This window comes from Dactylosporangium sp. NPDC049742 (assembly GCF_040674675.1).
GTDB lineage: Bacteria > Actinomycetota > Actinomycetes > Mycobacteriales > Micromonosporaceae > Dactylosporangium > Dactylosporangium maewongense.
Genome location: NZ_JBFANF010000001.1, coordinates 674,124 through 691,646 on the forward strand (window position 1 = coordinate 674,124; position 17,523 = coordinate 691,646).

Sequence of the window (17,523 nt, forward strand, 5' to 3'; positions counted from 1 at the left end):
CCGTATAGGTTAAGTTTCGCGAGCGCGGCGGTTCCGAGCCCGACAGAGGGGGTGGCCGTGAGCGAGTGGCAGCCGGCCACCGAGGCTGAGGGCGCCATGCGTGACGCCCTGCGCGCCAATGACCAGGAGCAGTACTTCCGCATCCTGGCGCGGACTGACATCTTGCTGCCCATCGCGCCCGAGGGCGTGCAGACCGGCGACTCCGGCTGGGGCACCTGGACGACCGAGGGCCGCACGCACGTGCTGGCGTTCACGTCGCCCGAGGCGCTCCGGGAGTGCCTCGCCGGGCATCCGGGCACGCATCGGCGGGTGCCGTTCCGTGACCTGTCCGGCATCTGGCCCAACGTCGAGTGGTGGCTGGCGGTCAACCCCGGCCTGCCCATCGAGGGCTACCTGCCGTCGTGGTTCGTGACCCAGATCACTCGTGGCGACGTCCGGCTGCCCGGGCGCACGCTCGGGGCCCGGGCGAGGATCGAGCAGGCGTCCGGGTCGCGGGCCAGGGCGACCGCGCAGGTGCCGGTCCGCGGTGTGCCCAACCAGCCCGCCCCGACGCCGATCGAGCGCCATCGCATGAAGGCCGCCGAGTCGTCGTCGCCCGCACCGACCTCCGCGCCGCCCGGTTCCGGGTCCGCGGGTGCCGGGTTCGGTGGCTCCGCTCCGTCTGGGCCTGGCACGTCCGGGCCCGGGGCTGCTGGAGCCGGCGGCGCCCGGTCCGGGATGCCTGGAGCCGGCTCCGGTGCTCCGGGGGCCGGTGGGTTCGCGGGCGCGGGGCAGTCGGGGCTCGCCGGCCGGCCGCCTGCCGGGCCGCCGCCGAAGCGGGACGTGCCGCCGCCCGACGTGGCGCCGCCCGGGGCGTTCCTGCCGACGCGGGCCGATCGGCCGATCAACTACGAGCGCACGACGGGGGCCGCGGGCTATGACCGGCCCGCCGACTTCCGCCGTCCCCGGCCGCCGGTGGCGCCCGCCGCCGCTCCGCCGCCGGTGCCGCCGACGGGCAGGTCTGGGCTCTTCGACGAGTCGGACCGTTCGTCGCTCGACGTGCCGGGCGAGCGCGAGCTCTTCAGCGACCTGCAGCCCGAGGCGCCCAGCCGCGCGCCGGGCTGGTCACCTGGTGCCGACACCCGCCCGGCAGCGCAGTCCAAGCCGTCCGGCCTGCCGATGCGCCCGACGTCGCCCGCTCCCGGGTCCGCCGGCTCGTCTGGTCTGCCGATGCGGCCGACGTCGCCTGCTCCCGGGTCCGCCGGGTCGTCGGGCTTCGCGGCGCGTGCCGAGGCCGGGCCCGGTGGCCTGCCGATGCGCCCGACGTCGCCCGCTCCCGGGTCCGCTGGCTCGTCTGGTCTGCCGATGCGGCCCGGTGCCGGTGAGTCCGGTGCGTCGGGCTTCGCGGGGCGTTCGGGTGGTGCTGAGGCTGGTCCTGGTGGTCTGCCGATGCGGCCGACGTCACCTGCTCCCGGGTCCGCCGGCTCGTCTGGTCTGCCCACACGTCCCGGCAGCGAGTCCGGCCTGCCGATGCGGCCTGGTGGTGAGTCAGGGCTGCCGATGCGGCCGACGTCGCCGGCGGGGGGTCTGCCGTCGCGGCCGTCCACGGCGCTTGGTGGTGGCTCGGCGCCCGTTCCCGGGCGGCAGCAGTCCGGTGGCCTGCCCTCGCGCGGTGCTGACGGTCCTGGACAGGACGACCGTGACGGCGATCCGCGTCGGTACTGGCCACGCCGCGAACCCGCGCGCAGCCTCGGCGAGATCTTCACCGAACACGCCGACCCGGTGATCCCGGCGGCGTGGCAGCCGCCCCCGGACCTGCCGCTGTCGACCGCTCCGCCGCTGCCGACCCGCCAGCCGGGTGGGCGTGGCGAGGCCGAGGTGCCGGCCGCGTTCAGGTCTGGAGAGGGCGGCGCGCTGCCGTCCCGGCCGACCCCGCCCGCGCCTGGTGGCGGCCCGCTGCCGTCGCGACCCGGTGCCGGCGAAGGCATTCAGCCCGGTGGTCCGGGCGCTCTCCCGCAGCGGCCCTCTGGTCCGGGCGCGCCGGGTGGGTTGCCGGTGCGTCCCGGGCTGGTCGACCCTGGCGCGTTCCGGCCCGGCGAGGGTGGGTTCCTGGGCGGGCGGGACAGGGGCGACGAGCCTGCCGCGTTCCGTGGCGAGGAGCCCCGCCCGGGTCAGGGCGAGAGCGGGCCGCAGGACCAGGGCGGTTTCCTGTCCGCACCCGCGGGGGGTCGCGCCGAGGAGCCGCGCCGGCCGCAGGCGGAGCCGCCGCTGCCGTTCGACCGGCCGGTGTTCGACCGGCCCGGGTTCAGCCGGCTGGACATCGAGGCGCCCGAGGTCGATGAGGCGCCCGCGCCCGCCGACGAGCCGGCCGCGCCGGTCGACGAGCCGGGGTCGCTCTTCGGGCCGGTCAAGGGGCGGGCCAAGGCCGCCGGGTTCGGGCGGATCTCGGACCTGGACGATCACCCGTTCTTCGCCGACGCCGAGCCTTCCGGGTTCGACGGGCCGGGCCGCTCGTCCGGGCCGTCGGACCGCGACCTCGCGCCACGCGAGCAGGTGCCGTGGGGCCCGGACGCGTTCGAGCAGAGCGACCGCGACCTCGCGCCGCGCGAGCAGGTGCCGTGGGGGCCGGACGCGTTCGAGCAGGGCAACCGCGACCAGATGGCCCGGGAGATCGCCGCCCAGCAGGCCGCCCGCGAACAGGCAGCGCGCGAACAGGCCGCCCAAGAGGCCCGCGAGCAGGCGGCCCGCGAGCAGGCCGCACAGGCCCGCGAACAGGAAGCCCGCGAGCAGGAAGCCCGGGAGCAGGAAGCCCGGGACCGGGCCGCTCAGGAGGCACGCGAGCAGGAAGCCCGGGAGCAGGAAGCCCGGGAGCGGGCCGAGCGCGACGCCCGTGAGCGGGCCGAGCAGGAAGCCCGGGAGCAGGAGGCACGGGAGCGGGCCGAGGAGGAGCGGGCCACGCAGGAGGCCGCCCGCGAGCTGGTGGCCCAGCAGCTTCGCGACCTCGAAGCGCAGGAAGCGGCCCGTGCGCAGGCAGAGCGGGACGCCGAGGCGGCCGCCCAGAGTGCGTTCGAGCCGTGGCGGCCGTCCGACGAGGCGACGGGCCTCGACCTGGCGGCCGAGCTGCGGGCGATCGAGGAGCGCGCCACCCAGGCCAGGGCCGCCGAGGAACAGGCCGCCCGCGAGCTGGCCGAGCAGCTGCGGGCGATCGAGGAGCGAGTCGCCCGGTCCAGCGCTGTCGAGGATGCCCGCCGCCGCGCCGAGGAGGCCAGCGGCCGAGTCGCGGCAGGCAGCGGTGCCACGGACGACGGACCGGCCGGGGCGACCGACCGGGCCGACGCCGACCGCGCGTCGAACAGTGCCGGGCAGAGCTGGACCGGCGCGCAGGACACCACCCGAGGCGACAGCGAATCGACCCAGGCGATCGGCTGGCCCGCCGAAGACACCCCGATTTCGTTCTTCGCCTCCAGTGCAGCCTCCAGTGCAGCCTCCAGCGCGGCCTCCAGCGCGCCCGCCGCCGGTGCAGCAGCCGCCGGTACAGCAGCCGAAAACGCAACGGGAGCGGCGCCCTCGCACGAGGTGAGGTCCTTCTTCGAGTCGGTCTACGAGCCCGAGGTCGTCGACGAGCCGCCGATGCGACTGCATGCCGACGTCGTCGACGCGGAGGTCGTCATCCCGCCCCCGACGGTGCCGGTGAAGTCGGCCGCGGCGCAGGCGCGGGACTTCCGGCCGGCCAACACGGTCGAGCAGGACCTGTTCGAGGCGGTGCAGGCCAACAGCACCGACCGGTTCCTGTCGACGCTGCTGCTGGCCAAGGTCCTGGTGCCGGAGTGGACCGGTGAGGGGCTGATCGACCCGGCGGCGTGGCGGACCGAGCACATGAACGGCCTGCCGCACCTGGTCGTGTTCACGTCCGCGGAGCGGATGGCGGACCGGCTCGGCGCGGACACGCAGGGTAGCTGGATCAAGTTCACGCGGCTGATCCGCAACTGGCCGCCGGGGGACCAGCTGGCGTTCGCGGTCAACCCGGACTCCCCGACCGGGGCGGTGCTGCCGGGCACGGAGGTGGTGCAGCTCGCGACGTGGGCCGCCGAGCTGGGCCTGGGCGTCGACGAGCCGGAGCCGGTGCAGCCCGCGGCGGCCGCGAGCCCCGCGCAGCAGCCGAGGCCGGCGTTCGAGCCGCCGGTGGCCAGCGGGCCGCTGCTGATGCAGAAGCCGATCTCGCCCGAGCAGCTGTCGTACTACCTGGAGCGCGGCTACGACCGGGTGTCGGGCTTCGTGCACCGCGCCGGCGAGGTGGCGCACCTGCAGACGCCGGAGCAGCTGTATCAGGCGCTGGGTCTGGGGTACGCGGGCTCGTCGTTCAAGCCGGACGCCGAGGAGGCGTACGTGCTGCGCTGGAAGGCGTACCGCGGAGACCTGTACCGGATCCCTTACGGCGGGTCGCACGAGGCGGGGATGCGGGCGATGGAGGGCTGGGTCATCGAGCGCCCGCCGTTCCGGGGCAACGGGTTCGCGCCGAGCGAGACCAGCGACGTGATCGCCGAGTTCAAGGTCGACAGCGCCCGGCTGCCGCACCACGCGGAGCTGTGGCGGCTGCGGCGCGACGGCAGGCAGGAGCTGATCGCCCGCCTCGACGCCGACGGGCCGGCGTGGCGGAAGGGTCAGGAGCTGTGATCCGGGACGGTTACGCGGCCCGCTGGCAGGGCGCGGAGTACGAGGCCAGCCCGGACGGCGACAACGTCCGCCTGTACCGGCCGGATCCCAGCGACGGCTTCGAGGAGGTGCGGCCCGGGCGGTTCCGGCGGGTGGTGCCGCTCGGCGAGGTCGACTTCGCGTACGTCCGCACGACCTGCTTCTGGCGCGACGAGCCGTTCATCGTGCTCGGCGAGCACGACGGTTGGCTGCGCGTCGAGTACACCGGCGGCAAGGCGACCGTGGCCGCCGAGCTCGGCCTGGAGGAGTTCGACTACGGCGTGTATCAGGGCTGGGCCCCCCGCGCCGACGTCAGCGAATTACGGGAATATCGGGTCTAGCCCGTTTTGATCCACCGCAGGATCTCCCCGGTCACGAGCTCCGGCTGCTCGAGATGCGGGAAGTGCCCGACATCGGGGATCAGTCGCCACTCGTACTCGGCCTGCGCGTAACGGCCCGAGCCCTGCGCGGTCCGCGGCAGCACCGCCGTGTCCTGCGCGCCGTGCAACTGGAGCACGGGCGCGGTGATCGGCTTCTGGAGCTGCTTGACGAAGCGGTACCCCTGCAGCCGCAACGCCGACCGCGCCGCCCACCGGTAGGTCTCCAGGGCGCAGAACGCCGCCTGCGGGATGCGCATCGCCTGCCGGCAGGAGTGCTCGTAGTCGCGGTACTCGTCGGTGCCGACCCACGCCGGCCCGCCCCACATCGCCAGATACTCGCCGACCAGCGCGGCGTTGTCGCGGGTCAGCACGTGCTCGAAGCGCGGCAGCTGGAACTTCAGCACCGGCCGCGCGGCGGCGAGCTGGCCGCGGGGGTCGGTCGCGAGCGCCGCCCGCAGCCGCAGCGGGTGCGCCGCGCCGAGCACGACCAGGCGCCGGACCAGCTTCGGGTGGAACGCCGCCGTCGCCCAGCCGATCATGCCGCCGTACCCGGCGCCGACGAGGTGCGCGGTCCGCTCGCCCAACGCGCGGATCAGCCCGGCGACGTCACCCGCCATCGTGTACCCGTCGTAACCGCGCGGTGGCTTGTCGCTCGCACCGTAGCCGCGCAGGTCGACGGCCACCGCCCGGAAGCCGGCGTCGGCGATCGCGCTGAGCTGGTGGTGCCACGCGTACCAGAACTCGGGGAAGCCGTGCAGGAACAGCACGAGCGGACCGGTCCCGGCCTCCACGACGTGGAACCTCGTGCCGTTGGCGCTGACGAAGCGGTGCGACCACGGCCCGTCGATCATGACGCACGTGTCGTCTACCGCGGGGTTCATGTAGCTCAGCGTAGGGCCACGCGGCCCGGATCCCTGCCAGGCGACCGGGTGTGATCCGCCGCTCTGGGAAACGCCGAGGGTTCTCGGCAGGGGTGAGTCACGCTTAGCGTGCAGCGCATGAGCCTGCCGTTGCCGCTGATCGAAGTCTCGGGCACTCCCGGTGAGTGTGGCGTCGCTTACGGTGCTGCCGCCCGCTCGATGATCGCGGCGAACACCGCGAACTACATCGAGCGGTTCGCGGCGACGGGGCTCGACCGCCCGGCCGTCCGGCGCGCCGGCAGCCTGTTCCGCGCCGCGTCCCGGCAGCACGCCCCCCGCGTGGCGGAGATGCTCGACGGTGTCGCTGAGGGTGCCGGTGTACCGGTGGAGGAGATCTATGCCCTCAACGCGCGCACGGAGCTGCTGTACGGCAACACGGAATGCACCTCGATCGGCGTGCTGGACACGCGGACGGCCTCCGGTCACACCCTCCTGGCGCAGAACTGGGACTGGCACCCGGCGCAGCGCCCGTACACGCTGCTGCTGGCGACCCGGGACGAGCGCGGATCGACGGTGCTCACGCTGACCGAGGCCGGCATGCTGGCCAAGACGGGGTTCAACGACGCCGGCCTGGGCGTGTGCGTCAACATGCTCACCAGCGACCGCGACGGCCGGCCCGGCGGCGTGCCTTATCACGTCCTGCTCCGGGCCGTGCTGGAGGAGGACGTGCTCGGCACGGCGCTGCGGGTGGCGTGCTCCACGCCGCGCAGCGCGAGCATCAACCTGCTGCTCGGTCAGGCGTTCGCCGCGGGTGTACCGGGGGAGCTGATCGATCTGGAGGTCGCTCCCGGTGACGTCGGCGTGCTGCATCCGGTCGACGGCGTGATCACCCACGCCAACCACTTCGAGGCGCTGCCGACGGTGCACGACACGTTCCGCGACTTCGGCGGCTCGTCGTTCTTCCGCGGCGCCCGGGCCCGCCGCCTGCTCGGCACGCTCCCCGTGGATGAGAAGCACCTCCAGGCGGTGCTCGCGGACCACGGCGGCCACCCGCAGGCGATCTGCCGGCACGACGTGAACGCGCCGACGGAGGAGGACCGCTCCGAGTCGCTGTACGCCGTGATCCTCGACCTCGACGAGCGCCGGATGTCCATCGCCGCCGGTCCGTCGTGTCAGGCCGATACGTATCACGAGGTCCGACTAACCGGACTTTTCGCCTGACCGCTGCGGTGCAGAACCACCTTAAATGTATCTGTGCTGATGAGGCTGTTCCGGCGGCCGGCCACTGCCGTCAGATGGGCTGTTTTCGCAGCTCAGCACGGTTAAGTCCGGCAGGTCATCGGTGATCTTCGCGGTGGGTGGTCGCGCGGCTCCTTAAGTCCTGGTCAGAGCGCTTCATACGCGGCTTGTCGGTGCTCTTGGCACCTACTACCTTCCCGATCGACGCACGTGAGCCCCCACCTCGTCGGAATCGGGATTTGTAGATGAACGAGCGAGACGTGCCGAGACGGCGCCCGGGACAGGGCCCTGACGGTAATTACGACCCGTACGCCGACTCGTACTACGAGTCCGGCTACGAGGACCAGACCGGCAGCGGCCGGCGTGGTCACGACCGCGCCATGCCCGCCGACCGTGGCGGCTCGGGCCCGCACTTCTACGACCCCAGCAGCGCCGCCCGCAACTACGGCGCGGGCCTGCCCGACATCGATGACGAGGACTTCGGCGACGAAGAGCCGTCGAACTGGCGCCGCCGCACGGCGATGATCGCCATCGGCGGTGGCGCGGCCGCCCTCATCGGTGGTGGCGCCTACGCCGTCACCCAGTTCTTCGGCGAGGGCACCCAGCCCTCCAACGCCGGCGCCGAGACGCCCGTCGACACCGCCGCCCCGGCGTACGTCGACCAGAACCAGAGCCTGATGAACGGCCAGGCCGGCCTCGGCATCCGCAAGAACACGCCGACCACGGGCAACTCGTTCGGCACCCCCGCCGACGCCGCCAAGAACGCCAAGGTCACCGCCAAGACCGTGCTGCCGACCAAGGACCCGGTCCGGCACCTCGCTTCGCGGCTGACCTTCGGGCCGAACGCCAAGACGATCGCCGACATCAACAAGCTCGGCATCAACGGCTGGATCGCCAAGCAGCTGAAGCCCGAGACGATCCCGCTCACGCGCGGCGAGCAGAAGGCCGACGCCGAGCTGGTCACCTGGGCCATGTCGTACGACCAGCTGAAGGCCCAGCGCGAGGACCTGGACAAGAAGGGCATCCAGGCTGACGACCAGAACGTCCGCTACGCGATCGCCAAGCAGCTGTTCTCCGACCGCCAGCTCTTCGAGATGATGGTCGACTTCTTCGGCGACTACTTCCACGTCGCGGCCTTCCACGACGGCAACGAGCTGATCCGCGCCTCGTTCGAGCGCGACGTCATCCGCAAGCACGCCCTGGGCAACTACGTCGACATGTTCGTCGCCGGCAACAAGCACGCGGCGCTGCTGCGGTACCTCGACCAGGACGAGTCGACGAAGGACCAGATCAACGAGAACCTCGCCCGCGAGAACCTCGAGCTCTACACGGTCGGCGCCTTCAACGGCTACACCGAGACCGACGTCCGGCAGGCCGCCATGCTGCAGACCGGCCGCAGCATCCGGGACAACCAGTACGTCTACCGCCCGGAGCAGCACTACGTCGGCCCCGTGAAGATCATGGGCTTCTCGCACGCGAACGGCGACGCGGCCGGCGGTGAAGCCGTCCAGGAGGCGTACTTCCGCTACATCGCGCTGCACCCCAACACCGCGCGGTACATGGCGCAGAACCTCGCGACCCGCTTCGTCTCCGACGTGCCGCCGAAGACGCTGGTCGACGCGATGGCGAAGACGTACCTGGACAAGAAGAGCAACATCCCGGCCGTGCTCATGACGATGCTGAGCCGCACCGAGTTCTGGGCGTCCGTCGGCCAGAAGGTGCGCCGCCCGGGCGAGTACCTCACCGCGACCTACCGCGCGCTGGACATCGGCGCCGAGGCCCCGGCCGGCTTCACCTCCAACAACATGAACGTCAGCCCGATGGTCCAGGGCCTCGGCGACATCAAGCGCAAGCTGGAGGAGTACGGCCACGCCCCGATGGAGCTGCCGACCCCCAACGGCTACCCGGACGTCTACGTCGCCTGGACCTCCGCCGGCACGATGGTCAACCAGTGGAACGACGCGTACGGCGCCGTCACCGGCGGCCGGCGCCAGTTCACCTGGCAGAAGCCCGAAGCGATCATCGCCGCCCCGCCGGCGACCGCGGGCGCCTACCTCGACGCGCTGACCAAGAAGCTCATCAACGTCACGCTCGACAACGACCGCCGCCTGGCGATCCTGCACATCCTCGGCCCGGCGACGACCGCGAGCACCCCCGTCGACGCCACGTTCAACGGTGCGATCGCCTCCATCGTCCGGGCGATCTTCGCCACTCCCCACCACCACCTCCGGTAAGTCGAGGCATACCAATGGAGAAGACAGTGCGCGCACAACACCCGTCACTGCACCCTGAGTGCCCCGACCTGCTGAAGCTCGGCCCCAACCGGTTCGAGGCCGCCCTGCGCGCCGAAGCCGTCGCGGTGCAGGAGGAGCAGAAGGCGACCCGCGACCAGTACCTCGAGCTGGCCCGTCAGGAAGACGAGCAGGACGACGGCAAGGGCGTCACCCGCCGCCGGTTCTTCGTCGGCGCCGCGGCCACCACGACCGCCCTCGCGACCAGCCAGTTCCTGACCACGCAGGCCTCGTTCGCGGCCACCCCGACCGGCACGCTCATCCACGTGTTCCTGTACGGCGGCGCCGACGGGCTCTCGCTCTTCGCCCCGATGAACGACGCGGTCCTGCAGCGCGTCCGCCCCAGCTTCACGCTGCCGGAGAACGGGTCCATCCCGCTGGACCGCGGGTTCGGCCTCAACCAGTCCTTCGCCCCGCTGAAGAAGTACCTGGACGCGGGCCAGCTGGCCTTCATCCCGGCCGTCAGCGACCGGCGCCTCGACCGCAGCCACTTCGCCGCGACCGACATCTGCCAGCTCGGCGGCCTCCCCGCCGAGACCGGCGGCATGGGCTGGCTGACCAACCTCGCCGACAAGCTCGGCCCGGGCACCGCCTTCCGCGCCATCGGCATCGGCTCGACCCTGCCCCGCTCCCTGGTGGGCGGCGGCGGCGCGCTCGCGCTCAACAGCGTCGGCTCCCTCAACGTGAACGGCGACGGCAAGTACAAGCAGGCCACCGTCGACGCCATCCAGAAGCTCTTCACCGGCACCAACCACCCGATCGAGGCCCCGGTGAAGGCCGGCATCGACGCCCTCACCCTCGCCTCCACGCTGGCGCAGAAGGGCTACACCCCCACCGAGGGCGTCAAGTACACCGGCGTGGGCAACGCCTTCAAGGAGCTCGCCCAGCTCATCAAGGGCGGCGCCAACGTCCGCATCGCCACGATCGGCATGGGCGGCTACGACACCCACGAGAACCAGGGCACCCGCGGCGGCTACCTGGCCGGCCGCTTCGGCGAGCTGGCCGCCGGCATGGCCGCCTTCTTCGACGACCTGGGCGACCTGGGCGCCAACATCACCGTCATGGTCTCCACCGAGTTCGGCCGCCGCGTCGCCGAGAACGGCGGCGGCACCGACCACGGCAAGGGCGGCGGCGTCATCGTCCTGTCCGGCAAGAAGCTCGCCGGCAAACTCCTCGGCACCTGGAACGGCCTCACCACCCTCACCAACGGCGACGTCCCCGAGTACAACAACATGTTCAGCGTCTTCGGCTCAGTGGCCCAGGGCCGCTTCGGCCTGACCGACGCCGAGGTCGGGCAGATCTTCCCGCGCCAGACCTACACGCCGGTCAAGATCTACGCGTAGCTCCACCTACGCGTAAGTAGGGGCGGCCCCGGTCCCGGGGGCCGCCCCGCTGTTTCCGCTGTTCTTCCGCCCCACCGCTTCGCGGCGGGTCCCGGCGGGGATTCTCACCCGCACCCCAATGCGCCGCTGCGCGGCGCACAGCCGACGCTTGCGTGGCTGGAGTTGCGCATACGCGCCCATCCCGTGGTCACCCGCCGCCGTGGCCGAGGGAGAGCCACCCCGACGCCGCCCACCGGGCCATCCGCAGCGCCTGGTGATCGAAGGACAGTCGTGGCCGTGCGGGCGACCGCAGCGCGACTTGGATCATGTGTGGTGGGCCGCTGGGAGCTGTGGTCGTTCTTGAGCCCGCTCCGTGTGCGAATGCTGGCCTGGGCTGAGGGGTTCTTTTCAGCGTCTGGTGATCGAAGGACGGTCGTGGCTGTGGGGGCGACCGCTGCGCGACTTGGATCATGTGTGGTGGGCCGCTGGGGGCCGTGGTCGTTCCTGGGCGTGGTCTGTGTGGGAAATGCTGGTCTGGGCTGCGGTGGTCATTGGCGGCGTCTGGTGATCGAAGGACAGTCGTGGCCGTGCGGGCGACCGCCACGCGACTTGGATCATGAGCGGGGACTAGGCCGCCGGGGACGGCTCGCGCACCATCCATTGCTGACCAGGCTGCGGGCCGATCCGGCCCTGCTGTTGATCCAAGACGGCTGTGGCTGTCCGGGCGGGCCACTACGCGAGTGGAGTCACGAGCAGCGGCCGGAGCGTCCGAACACATCCACGCGGCAGGCGAGCCAACCGCCGGTCCCGGCTCGATGGAGTCGGGCACGCTGCCTTCTGACCGCTGGTTTCGTGGTTGTCTGGCCTGGCTCTGCCGGCTCCAGCTGACGACAGGCGCGCCACCCGTCGGTCTCGGCTCGCCGGACTCGGGCTCGCTGGCTTCTGACCGCTGGCTCCGGCTGACGGCAGGGTCCGCGCCGGCGACCGCTGGTTTCGTGGTCGTCTGGTGTTGGCTTGGCTGGCTCCGGCTGATGGCAGGGCTCCGCGACGGGCCGGCAGCAGTGGGACGCTGCCGGCCCGGGAAGCGGGGCTGTCAGTCCTCGGACTTGCCCGACTGGAGGCCGGACGAGATCAGGTCCATGACGGTCGAGTCCTGCAGGGTGGTGACGTCGCCCAGGCTGCGGTTCTCGGCGACGTCGCGGAGCAGGCGGCGCATGATCTTGCCGGAGCGGGTCTTCGGGAGCTCCGCCACGAGCATGATCTGGCGGGGCTTGGCGATCGGGCCCAGGGTCTTCGCGACGTGGTTGCGCAGCTCCTGGATGAGCGCCTCGCCCGCGTCGCCCTCGGTGTCGACGCCGCCGCGCGGGATGGTGAACGCGACGATCGCCTGACCCGTCGTCGGGTCGGTGGCGCCGACGACCGCGGCCTCCGCGACCTTCGGGTGGCTGACGAGCGCGGACTCGACCTCGGTCGTGGAGATGTTGTGACCCGAGACGAGCATGACGTCGTCGACGCGGCCGAGGAGCCACAGGTCGCCGTCGGCGTCCTTCTTGGCGCCGTCACCGGCGAAGTACATGTCCTGGAAGCGTGACCAGTACGTCTCCTTGAACCGCTCGTCGTCGCCCCAGATGGTGCGCAGCATCGACGGCCACGGCTCGCGCAGGACCAGGTAGCCGCCACCGCCGTCGGGGACGGACTGGGCCTGGTCGTCGACGACGTCGGCGGAGATGCCCGGCAGCGGCCGCATGGCGCTGCCCGGCTTGGCGGCGGTGACGCCCGGCAGCGGGGAGATCATGATGGCGCCGGTCTCGGTCTGCCACCAGGTGTCCACGATCGGGCAGCGGTCGCCGCCGATGTGCTCCCGATACCACATCCAGGCCTCGGGGTTGATCGGCTCGCCCACGGAGCCCAGCAGGCGCAGCGAGGAGAGGTCGAACCCGGCGGGGATGTCGTCGCCCCACTTCATGAACGTGCGGATCGCCGTCGGCGCCGTGTACAGAATGGTGATCTTGTACTTCTGGATGAGCTCCCAGAAGCGGCCGCGGTGCGGCGTGTCGGGCGTGCCCTCGTACATGACCTGCGTGGCGCCGTTGGACAGCGGCCCGTAGACGATGTAGCTGTGCCCGGTCACCCAGCCGATGTCGGCGGTGCACCAGTACACGTCGCTGTCGGGCTTGAGGTCGAACACCGCGTTGTGCGTGTAGCTCGCCTGGGTCAGGTATCCGCCGGTGGTGTGCAGGATGCCCTTCGGCTTCGCCGTGGTGCCCGACGTGTAGAGGATGAACAGCGGGTGCTCGGCGTCGAACGCCTCCGCGGTGTGCTCGGGGGAGGCGGTCTCCACCACGTCGTGCCACCACAGGTCGCGGCTGTCGTCCCAGTCGACGTCCTGGCCGGTGCGGCGCACCACGATGACCCTCTCGATGCTCGGCGACTTGGCCGCGGCCTCGTCGACGATCGCCTTGAGGCCGCTGGGCTTGCCGCGGCGGAAGCCGCCGTCGGCGGTGATGACGACCTTGGCGCTGGCGTCGTTGACCCGGCCGCCGAGCGCGTCGGCCGAGAAGCCGCCGAAGACGACGCTGTGGGTCGCGCCGATGCGGGCGCAGGCGAGCATCGCGACCGCGGCCTCGGGGATCATCGGCATGTAGATCGCGACCCGGTCGCCGGCGGTGACGCCGAGGTCGGTCAGCGCGTTGGCCGCCTGGCACACGGAGCGGTGCAGGTCGGAATACGTGATGGTGCGGGTGTCGCCGGGCTCGCCCTCCCAGTGGATGGCGACCTTGTCGCCGCGGCCGGCCTCGACGTGCCGGTCGACGCAGTTGTACGCCACGTTGAGCTGGCCGCCCACGAACCACTTGGCGAACGGCGGGTTGGTCCAGTCAAGGACCTGCTCCCACTCCTTGGCCCAGCTCAGCCGGTGGGCCTGCTTCTCCCAGAATGCGAGCCGGTCCTGCGTGGCCTCTGCGTAGGCACCCTCCGTCACGTTGGCGGCGGCGGCGAACTCGGCAGGCGGGGGAAACTGCCGGGTCTCGTTGAGAAGGTTTTCCAAGGTCTCGCTCATCGGTGATGGCTCCTCGATGTGGTCCAGCTCTCGCAAGCAGGCTAGTTGGGGGGTGTGACAGTTTGCGAGTGTTCTGCGCTGAGTGGCGCCTGTGAAGCGCCGGGCTCTTCTGTAAGCATTGTTACCAGTAGAGGCACGATACCGTTTGCCCGTGCAAGATGACCCACTCGCTCCACTGTTGGATCTGGCCGATGTCCGGCCGGCGTTCGACGCCGCGCGCGCCGCCATCGACGCGGCCATGCGCCACCGTGCCCTGCGCCGCTCCGGCGGACCCGTCGCCGCCGAGGTCGCCCTGCGTTCGTCGGTCGCCAGCGCGGCGCTCGACACGCACGGCTTCGACCTCGAAGGAGTGCGTGCCGGTGTCGTGACCGACCCGGTGGTTCACGGCGCGCTGCGGGCGACCGCGGCCCTCGACGGGCTGACGGGCACCTGGTCGAAGGCGCCCCGTCAGGCGCTCGCCCGGCTGCACACGCTGATCGCCCGCGACGTCGTGCCCGAGTCGTCGCTCGGCCGGCCGGTCAAGCCGGAGGCCGCGACGCGTCTCGATGCACTGTCAGCCCTCGTCACCGGCGGCACGAAGGTTCCCGTGTTGGTGTTGGCGGCAGTCGTACATGGTGAGCTTCTGGCTCTGAAGTCTTTTGACGGGCCGAACGGTGTGGTGGCGCGTGCGGCGGCGCGGTTGACCTTGATCGGCGGCGGGCTGGACCCCCGGGGCCTGCTGGCGATGGATGTGGGCCACCGTAGCCGCGAGCCCGAGTATGTCGGTGCGGCCAACGCCTTCGCGACGGGCACGCCGGATGGTCTGCGCTCCTGGCTGCGCCACTACGCGACGGCGGCCGAGCGGGCGGCCGAGGAGCTGGTCGAGATCTGCGACAGCGGCGCCTACGTACAGTGAACGGCGCCCCATCCAGAGGCGCCGTCACACACGTCCTACCGGGTTACCATGCGTGCACTTTGAGTCCGTTGTCGGCGGTCCTTGTGGAGCCGCCGCAACGCGCCTACCGCGGCTGATCGCTCGTGGGTGCCCGGTGGCCGTGCACGAGATCCGTGCAGATCCCGCTCTTCTGTTCTACGCCGAGACCTCCATGAGCGGAAGTCCTCAGCGGCAGAATGTGACGGATGGTGCTGCTGTGATCATGCCGCGGTGAGGGCAGCCTTGGTCCGGCGGTGCTTGCTGTACAGCGCGAACGCGATCGCCAGCCCGACACCGACGCCGATCGCGGCGGCCGTCACGGGCACCGCCGGCCGCTCCCGCAGGCGCCGGCTGAGCGGGATCGGGTGCCGGAAGGCGAGCATCGGCCAGCCGCGCTCGATCGCGATCTTGCGAAGGCCGCGATCGGGATTGACGGCCGTCGGGTGTCCGACGAGGCTCAGCAGCCCGGCGTCGGTGACCGAGTCCGAATAGGCGAAACACGCGGAGAGGTCGTAGTCACGCTCCGCTGCGAGCTCCTTGACCGCGACGACCTTGTTGGGTCCGGCGGCGTAGAAGTCGACGTCACCGGTGTAGCAGCCGTCGTCGCCGATGACCATGCGGGTCGCGACGATGTCGGTGACACCGAGCTGCTCGCCGATCGGCCGCACCATCTCGTCGCCCGAGGTCGAGACGAGGACCACGTCCCGGCCGGCGGCGCGGTGCTCCTCGATGAGCAGCACGGCCTCCGCGTAGATGTACGGGCTGATCAGCTCCTCGAGCGTCTCCCGCACGATCTGCCGGACCTGCTCTGCGCGCCAGCCCTTGACCAGGGCCGCGAGGTAGTCCCGTGTCTTCGCCATGGTCTGCTCGTCGGAACCGCCGCCGACGCGGAAGAGCAGCTGCGCGTAGGCGCCTTTGATCACGTCGCGGCGGTTGATCAGCCCATCGCGATAGAACGGTCGACCGAAGGCCAAGGCGCTTGACTTGGCGATCACCGTTTTGTCCAGGTCGAAAAACGCGGCGCTACGCCCCACGGCGGGCAAGTGTAGCGTTGTCGGACATGGTGTGGGGCCCGGACGCCGCAACCCCGACTTTGGATCACGCTGGGCGTGTGCTCGATCACGCAAGATTACCGGCGGGCGAAATATTGATTGGCGTTCCGGGCGTGTTGCGGGCCGGGCCTACTCGACGTATGGCGGTCCACTCAGGCATGCTTATGTTTACGACGCGGTTTCACGTCGACGCGACAACGATCTGCCATTGACTCTCAGCGGTTGCACCCCCCGTAGCCGCTGAGTGGGTTCGGCTCGACCCCCCCGGAGCCGAACCCCCGGCGACCCCCGTCACCCCCCGGCGGGGGTCGTCCCCTTTGTATCGCAACAGCCACATGGCGTTTTGCTAGGTGGCGCGGCGATTGGTCGGGCTAAGGGCATTGACGCCCGATGCTTTGTTGAGCGTTCACGGTTAGGCATCTCCGGCCGTTTTGATTTTTCTCCACGGTACTGCCGGCGCACCGCGACGCGGCATTGCACCCGATTTGTCCGTACTGTCGTAGCAGATCGACTGATGGTGCGGGAGATATCCACAAGCGGCGGGTTATCCACAGGAACGAGCCGGCGGTCGAGCGGCCGCGGCGGGGTCGGGGCGATGGTGTGCGGAGTCCACCAGCCCGTCTAGACCGTGGAGCACGCCGTGACCCGTCACCGACCGCTGCTCGTCACCGCCGACGTCGACCTGCTCGACGATGTGCTCGCCCTCGCCGCCGGGGTCGCCCTCGACGTCGACGTCGAGCACGGCCCCGAGCCGGCCAGGGCCCGATATCCCCACGCGCCGATCGTCCTGATCGGCGACGCCGCGGCGCAGGCGTGCGCCCGGGCCCACCTGCCGCGACGGCGAGGCGTCGTGCTGCTGACCCGCGACCACGGGACGGACCGCCTGGTGGCGCTCGCCGACGCGGTCGGCGCCGAACAGATCGTCCGCTTCCCCGACGGCGCCGCATGGCTCACCGAGCGCCTCGCCACGGTGGCCCACGGGCCCGCCGTCACCGTCTCCGCCCGCGGCAGGATCCTCGCCGTCCTCGGCGGGCGCGGCGGCGCGGGTGCCAGCGTCCTCGCCGCCGCCCTGGCGATCACAGCCGGCAACGTCGGCCTGCGCTCCCTGCTCGTCGACGCCGACCCCCTCGGCGGCGGCGCCGACCTGATCCTCGGCTGGGAAAACGTCGCCGGCCTGCGCTGGCCCGCGCTCGCCGCGACGAGCGGCGCCGTCGACCCGCCGGCGCTCGTCTCGGCCCTGCCCAGCCGCGGCGACGTCGCCGTCCTGTCCTGCGACCGCGGCCAGCCCGGCGGCCTGTCACAGGACGCGATGGCCGCCGCGCTCGACGCCGGCAGCCGCGGCCGCGACCTCGTCGTCACCGACCTGCCCCGATCTCTGGACGACGCGGCGGTCCTCGCCCTGCGCGCCGCCGACCGGGTGCTCCTCGTCGTGCCGGCCGAGCTGCGCGCCTGCGTCGCCGCCGCCAGGGTCGCCGCGACCGTCACACCACACACCGACGAGCTGCGGCTGGTCGTCCGGGGGCCTGCGCCGGGCCGGCTGCGCACCAGGGACATCGCGCGCTCGCTGGGCGTGCCGGTCGCCGGCACCCTGCGCGCCGAGCCCGGCCTCACGCGCCGGCTCGAGAAGGGCAGCCCACCGGCCGGCGACGGCCGCGGCCCCCTCGCCCACCTCTGCCGTCGCATCATCGGCGACCTCGGCCTGGCGACCGGAGTGACGGCATGAGCGGGCCGCGGATC

The 17,523-nt window shown here is 71.8% G+C and carries 10 protein-coding genes; 7 read left to right on the top strand and 3 right to left on the bottom strand.

What is annotated here, in order from left to right; translation table 11 throughout:
• The first annotated feature begins 57 nt into the window (after window positions 1–57).
• Together AB0J72_RS03070 and AB0J72_RS03075 are read left to right on the top strand one after the other, a co-directional pair.
• Window positions 58–4,653: an SseB family protein gene (locus AB0J72_RS03070; RefSeq protein WP_363393756.1), complete on the top strand. Its 4,596-nt coding sequence runs from the start codon at window positions 58–60 to the stop codon at window positions 4,651–4,653.
• On the top strand, window positions 4,650–5,012 hold the full coding sequence (locus AB0J72_RS03075; RefSeq protein WP_344509059.1) for a hypothetical protein: 363 nt from the start codon (window positions 4,650–4,652) through the stop codon (window positions 5,010–5,012). Before AB0J72_RS03070 ends, AB0J72_RS03075 begins: the two co-directional genes overlap by 4 nt.
• Here AB0J72_RS03075 and AB0J72_RS03080 read toward each other — a convergent pair.
• Window positions 5,009–5,932, bottom strand: a complete 924-nt coding sequence (locus tag AB0J72_RS03080; RefSeq protein WP_363393758.1) for an alpha/beta hydrolase — start codon at window positions 5,930–5,932, stop codon at window positions 5,009–5,011. The two genes, AB0J72_RS03075 and AB0J72_RS03080, sit on opposite strands and share 4 nt — an antisense overlap.
• Window positions 5,933–6,049: 117 nt before the next feature.
• On the opposite strand from AB0J72_RS03080, the gene AB0J72_RS03085 reads away from it, so the two are divergent.
• From AB0J72_RS03085 to AB0J72_RS03095, 3 genes are all read left to right on the top strand, one after another.
• Window positions 6,050–7,132 carry a C45 family peptidase gene (locus AB0J72_RS03085; protein ID WP_363393760.1) on the top strand — a complete coding sequence of 361 codons (1,083 nt, stop codon included), beginning with the start codon at window positions 6,050–6,052 and terminating at the stop codon, window positions 7,130–7,132.
• A 278-nt stretch (window positions 7,133–7,410) separates the two neighbouring features.
• Complete coding sequence (locus AB0J72_RS03090; protein ID WP_363393762.1) at window positions 7,411–9,384, top strand: DUF1800 domain-containing protein; 1,974 nt, start codon at window positions 7,411–7,413, stop codon at window positions 9,382–9,384.
• Window positions 9,385–9,410: 26 nt separating this feature from the next.
• Window positions 9,411–10,784, top strand: a complete 1,374-nt coding sequence (locus tag AB0J72_RS03095) for a DUF1501 domain-containing protein (RefSeq protein WP_363393764.1) — start codon at window positions 9,411–9,413, stop codon at window positions 10,782–10,784.
• Window positions 10,785–11,856: 1,072 nt separating this feature from the next.
• Here the strand turns inward: AB0J72_RS03095 and acs are convergent.
• A complete protein-coding gene (gene acs, locus AB0J72_RS03100) occupies window positions 11,857–13,821 on the bottom strand; it encodes an acetate--CoA ligase (RefSeq protein WP_363393766.1) in 1,965 nt (654 codons plus the stop codon).
• A gap of 151 nt (window positions 13,822–13,972) precedes the next feature.
• On the opposite strand from acs, the gene AB0J72_RS03105 reads away from it, so the two are divergent.
• On the top strand, window positions 13,973–14,716 hold the full coding sequence (locus AB0J72_RS03105) for an oxidoreductase (protein ID WP_363393962.1): 744 nt from the start codon (window positions 13,973–13,975) through the stop codon (window positions 14,714–14,716).
• A gap of 239 nt (window positions 14,717–14,955) precedes the next feature.
• Here AB0J72_RS03105 and AB0J72_RS03110 read toward each other — a convergent pair whose 3' ends face one another.
• Entirely contained in the window at window positions 14,956–15,768 is an 813-nt protein-coding gene (locus AB0J72_RS03110; RefSeq protein WP_363393768.1) for an HAD-IB family hydrolase, read from the bottom strand.
• A gap of 658 nt (window positions 15,769–16,426) precedes the next feature.
• Here AB0J72_RS03110 and ssd point away from each other — a divergent pair.
• Window positions 16,427–17,509: a septum site-determining protein Ssd gene (gene ssd, locus AB0J72_RS03115; RefSeq protein ID WP_363393770.1), complete on the top strand. Its 1,083-nt coding sequence runs from the start codon at window positions 16,427–16,429 to the stop codon at window positions 17,507–17,509.
• Window positions 17,510–17,523 lie beyond the last annotated feature (14 nt).

What these genes read in the sequence shown, in the direction of transcription:
- AB0J72_RS03085 (WP_363393760.1), top strand. Translation starts at nt 6,050, where the DNA reads ATGAGCCTGCCGTTGCCGCTGATCGAAGTCTCGGGCACTCCCGGTGAG.
- AB0J72_RS03080 (WP_363393758.1), bottom strand. Translation starts at nt 5,932, where the DNA reads ATGAACCCCGCGGTAGACGACACGTGCGTCATGATCGACGGGCCGTGG.
- acs (WP_363393766.1), bottom strand. Translation starts at nt 13,821, where the DNA reads ATGAGCGAGACCTTGGAAAACCTTCTCAACGAGACCCGGCAGTTTCCC.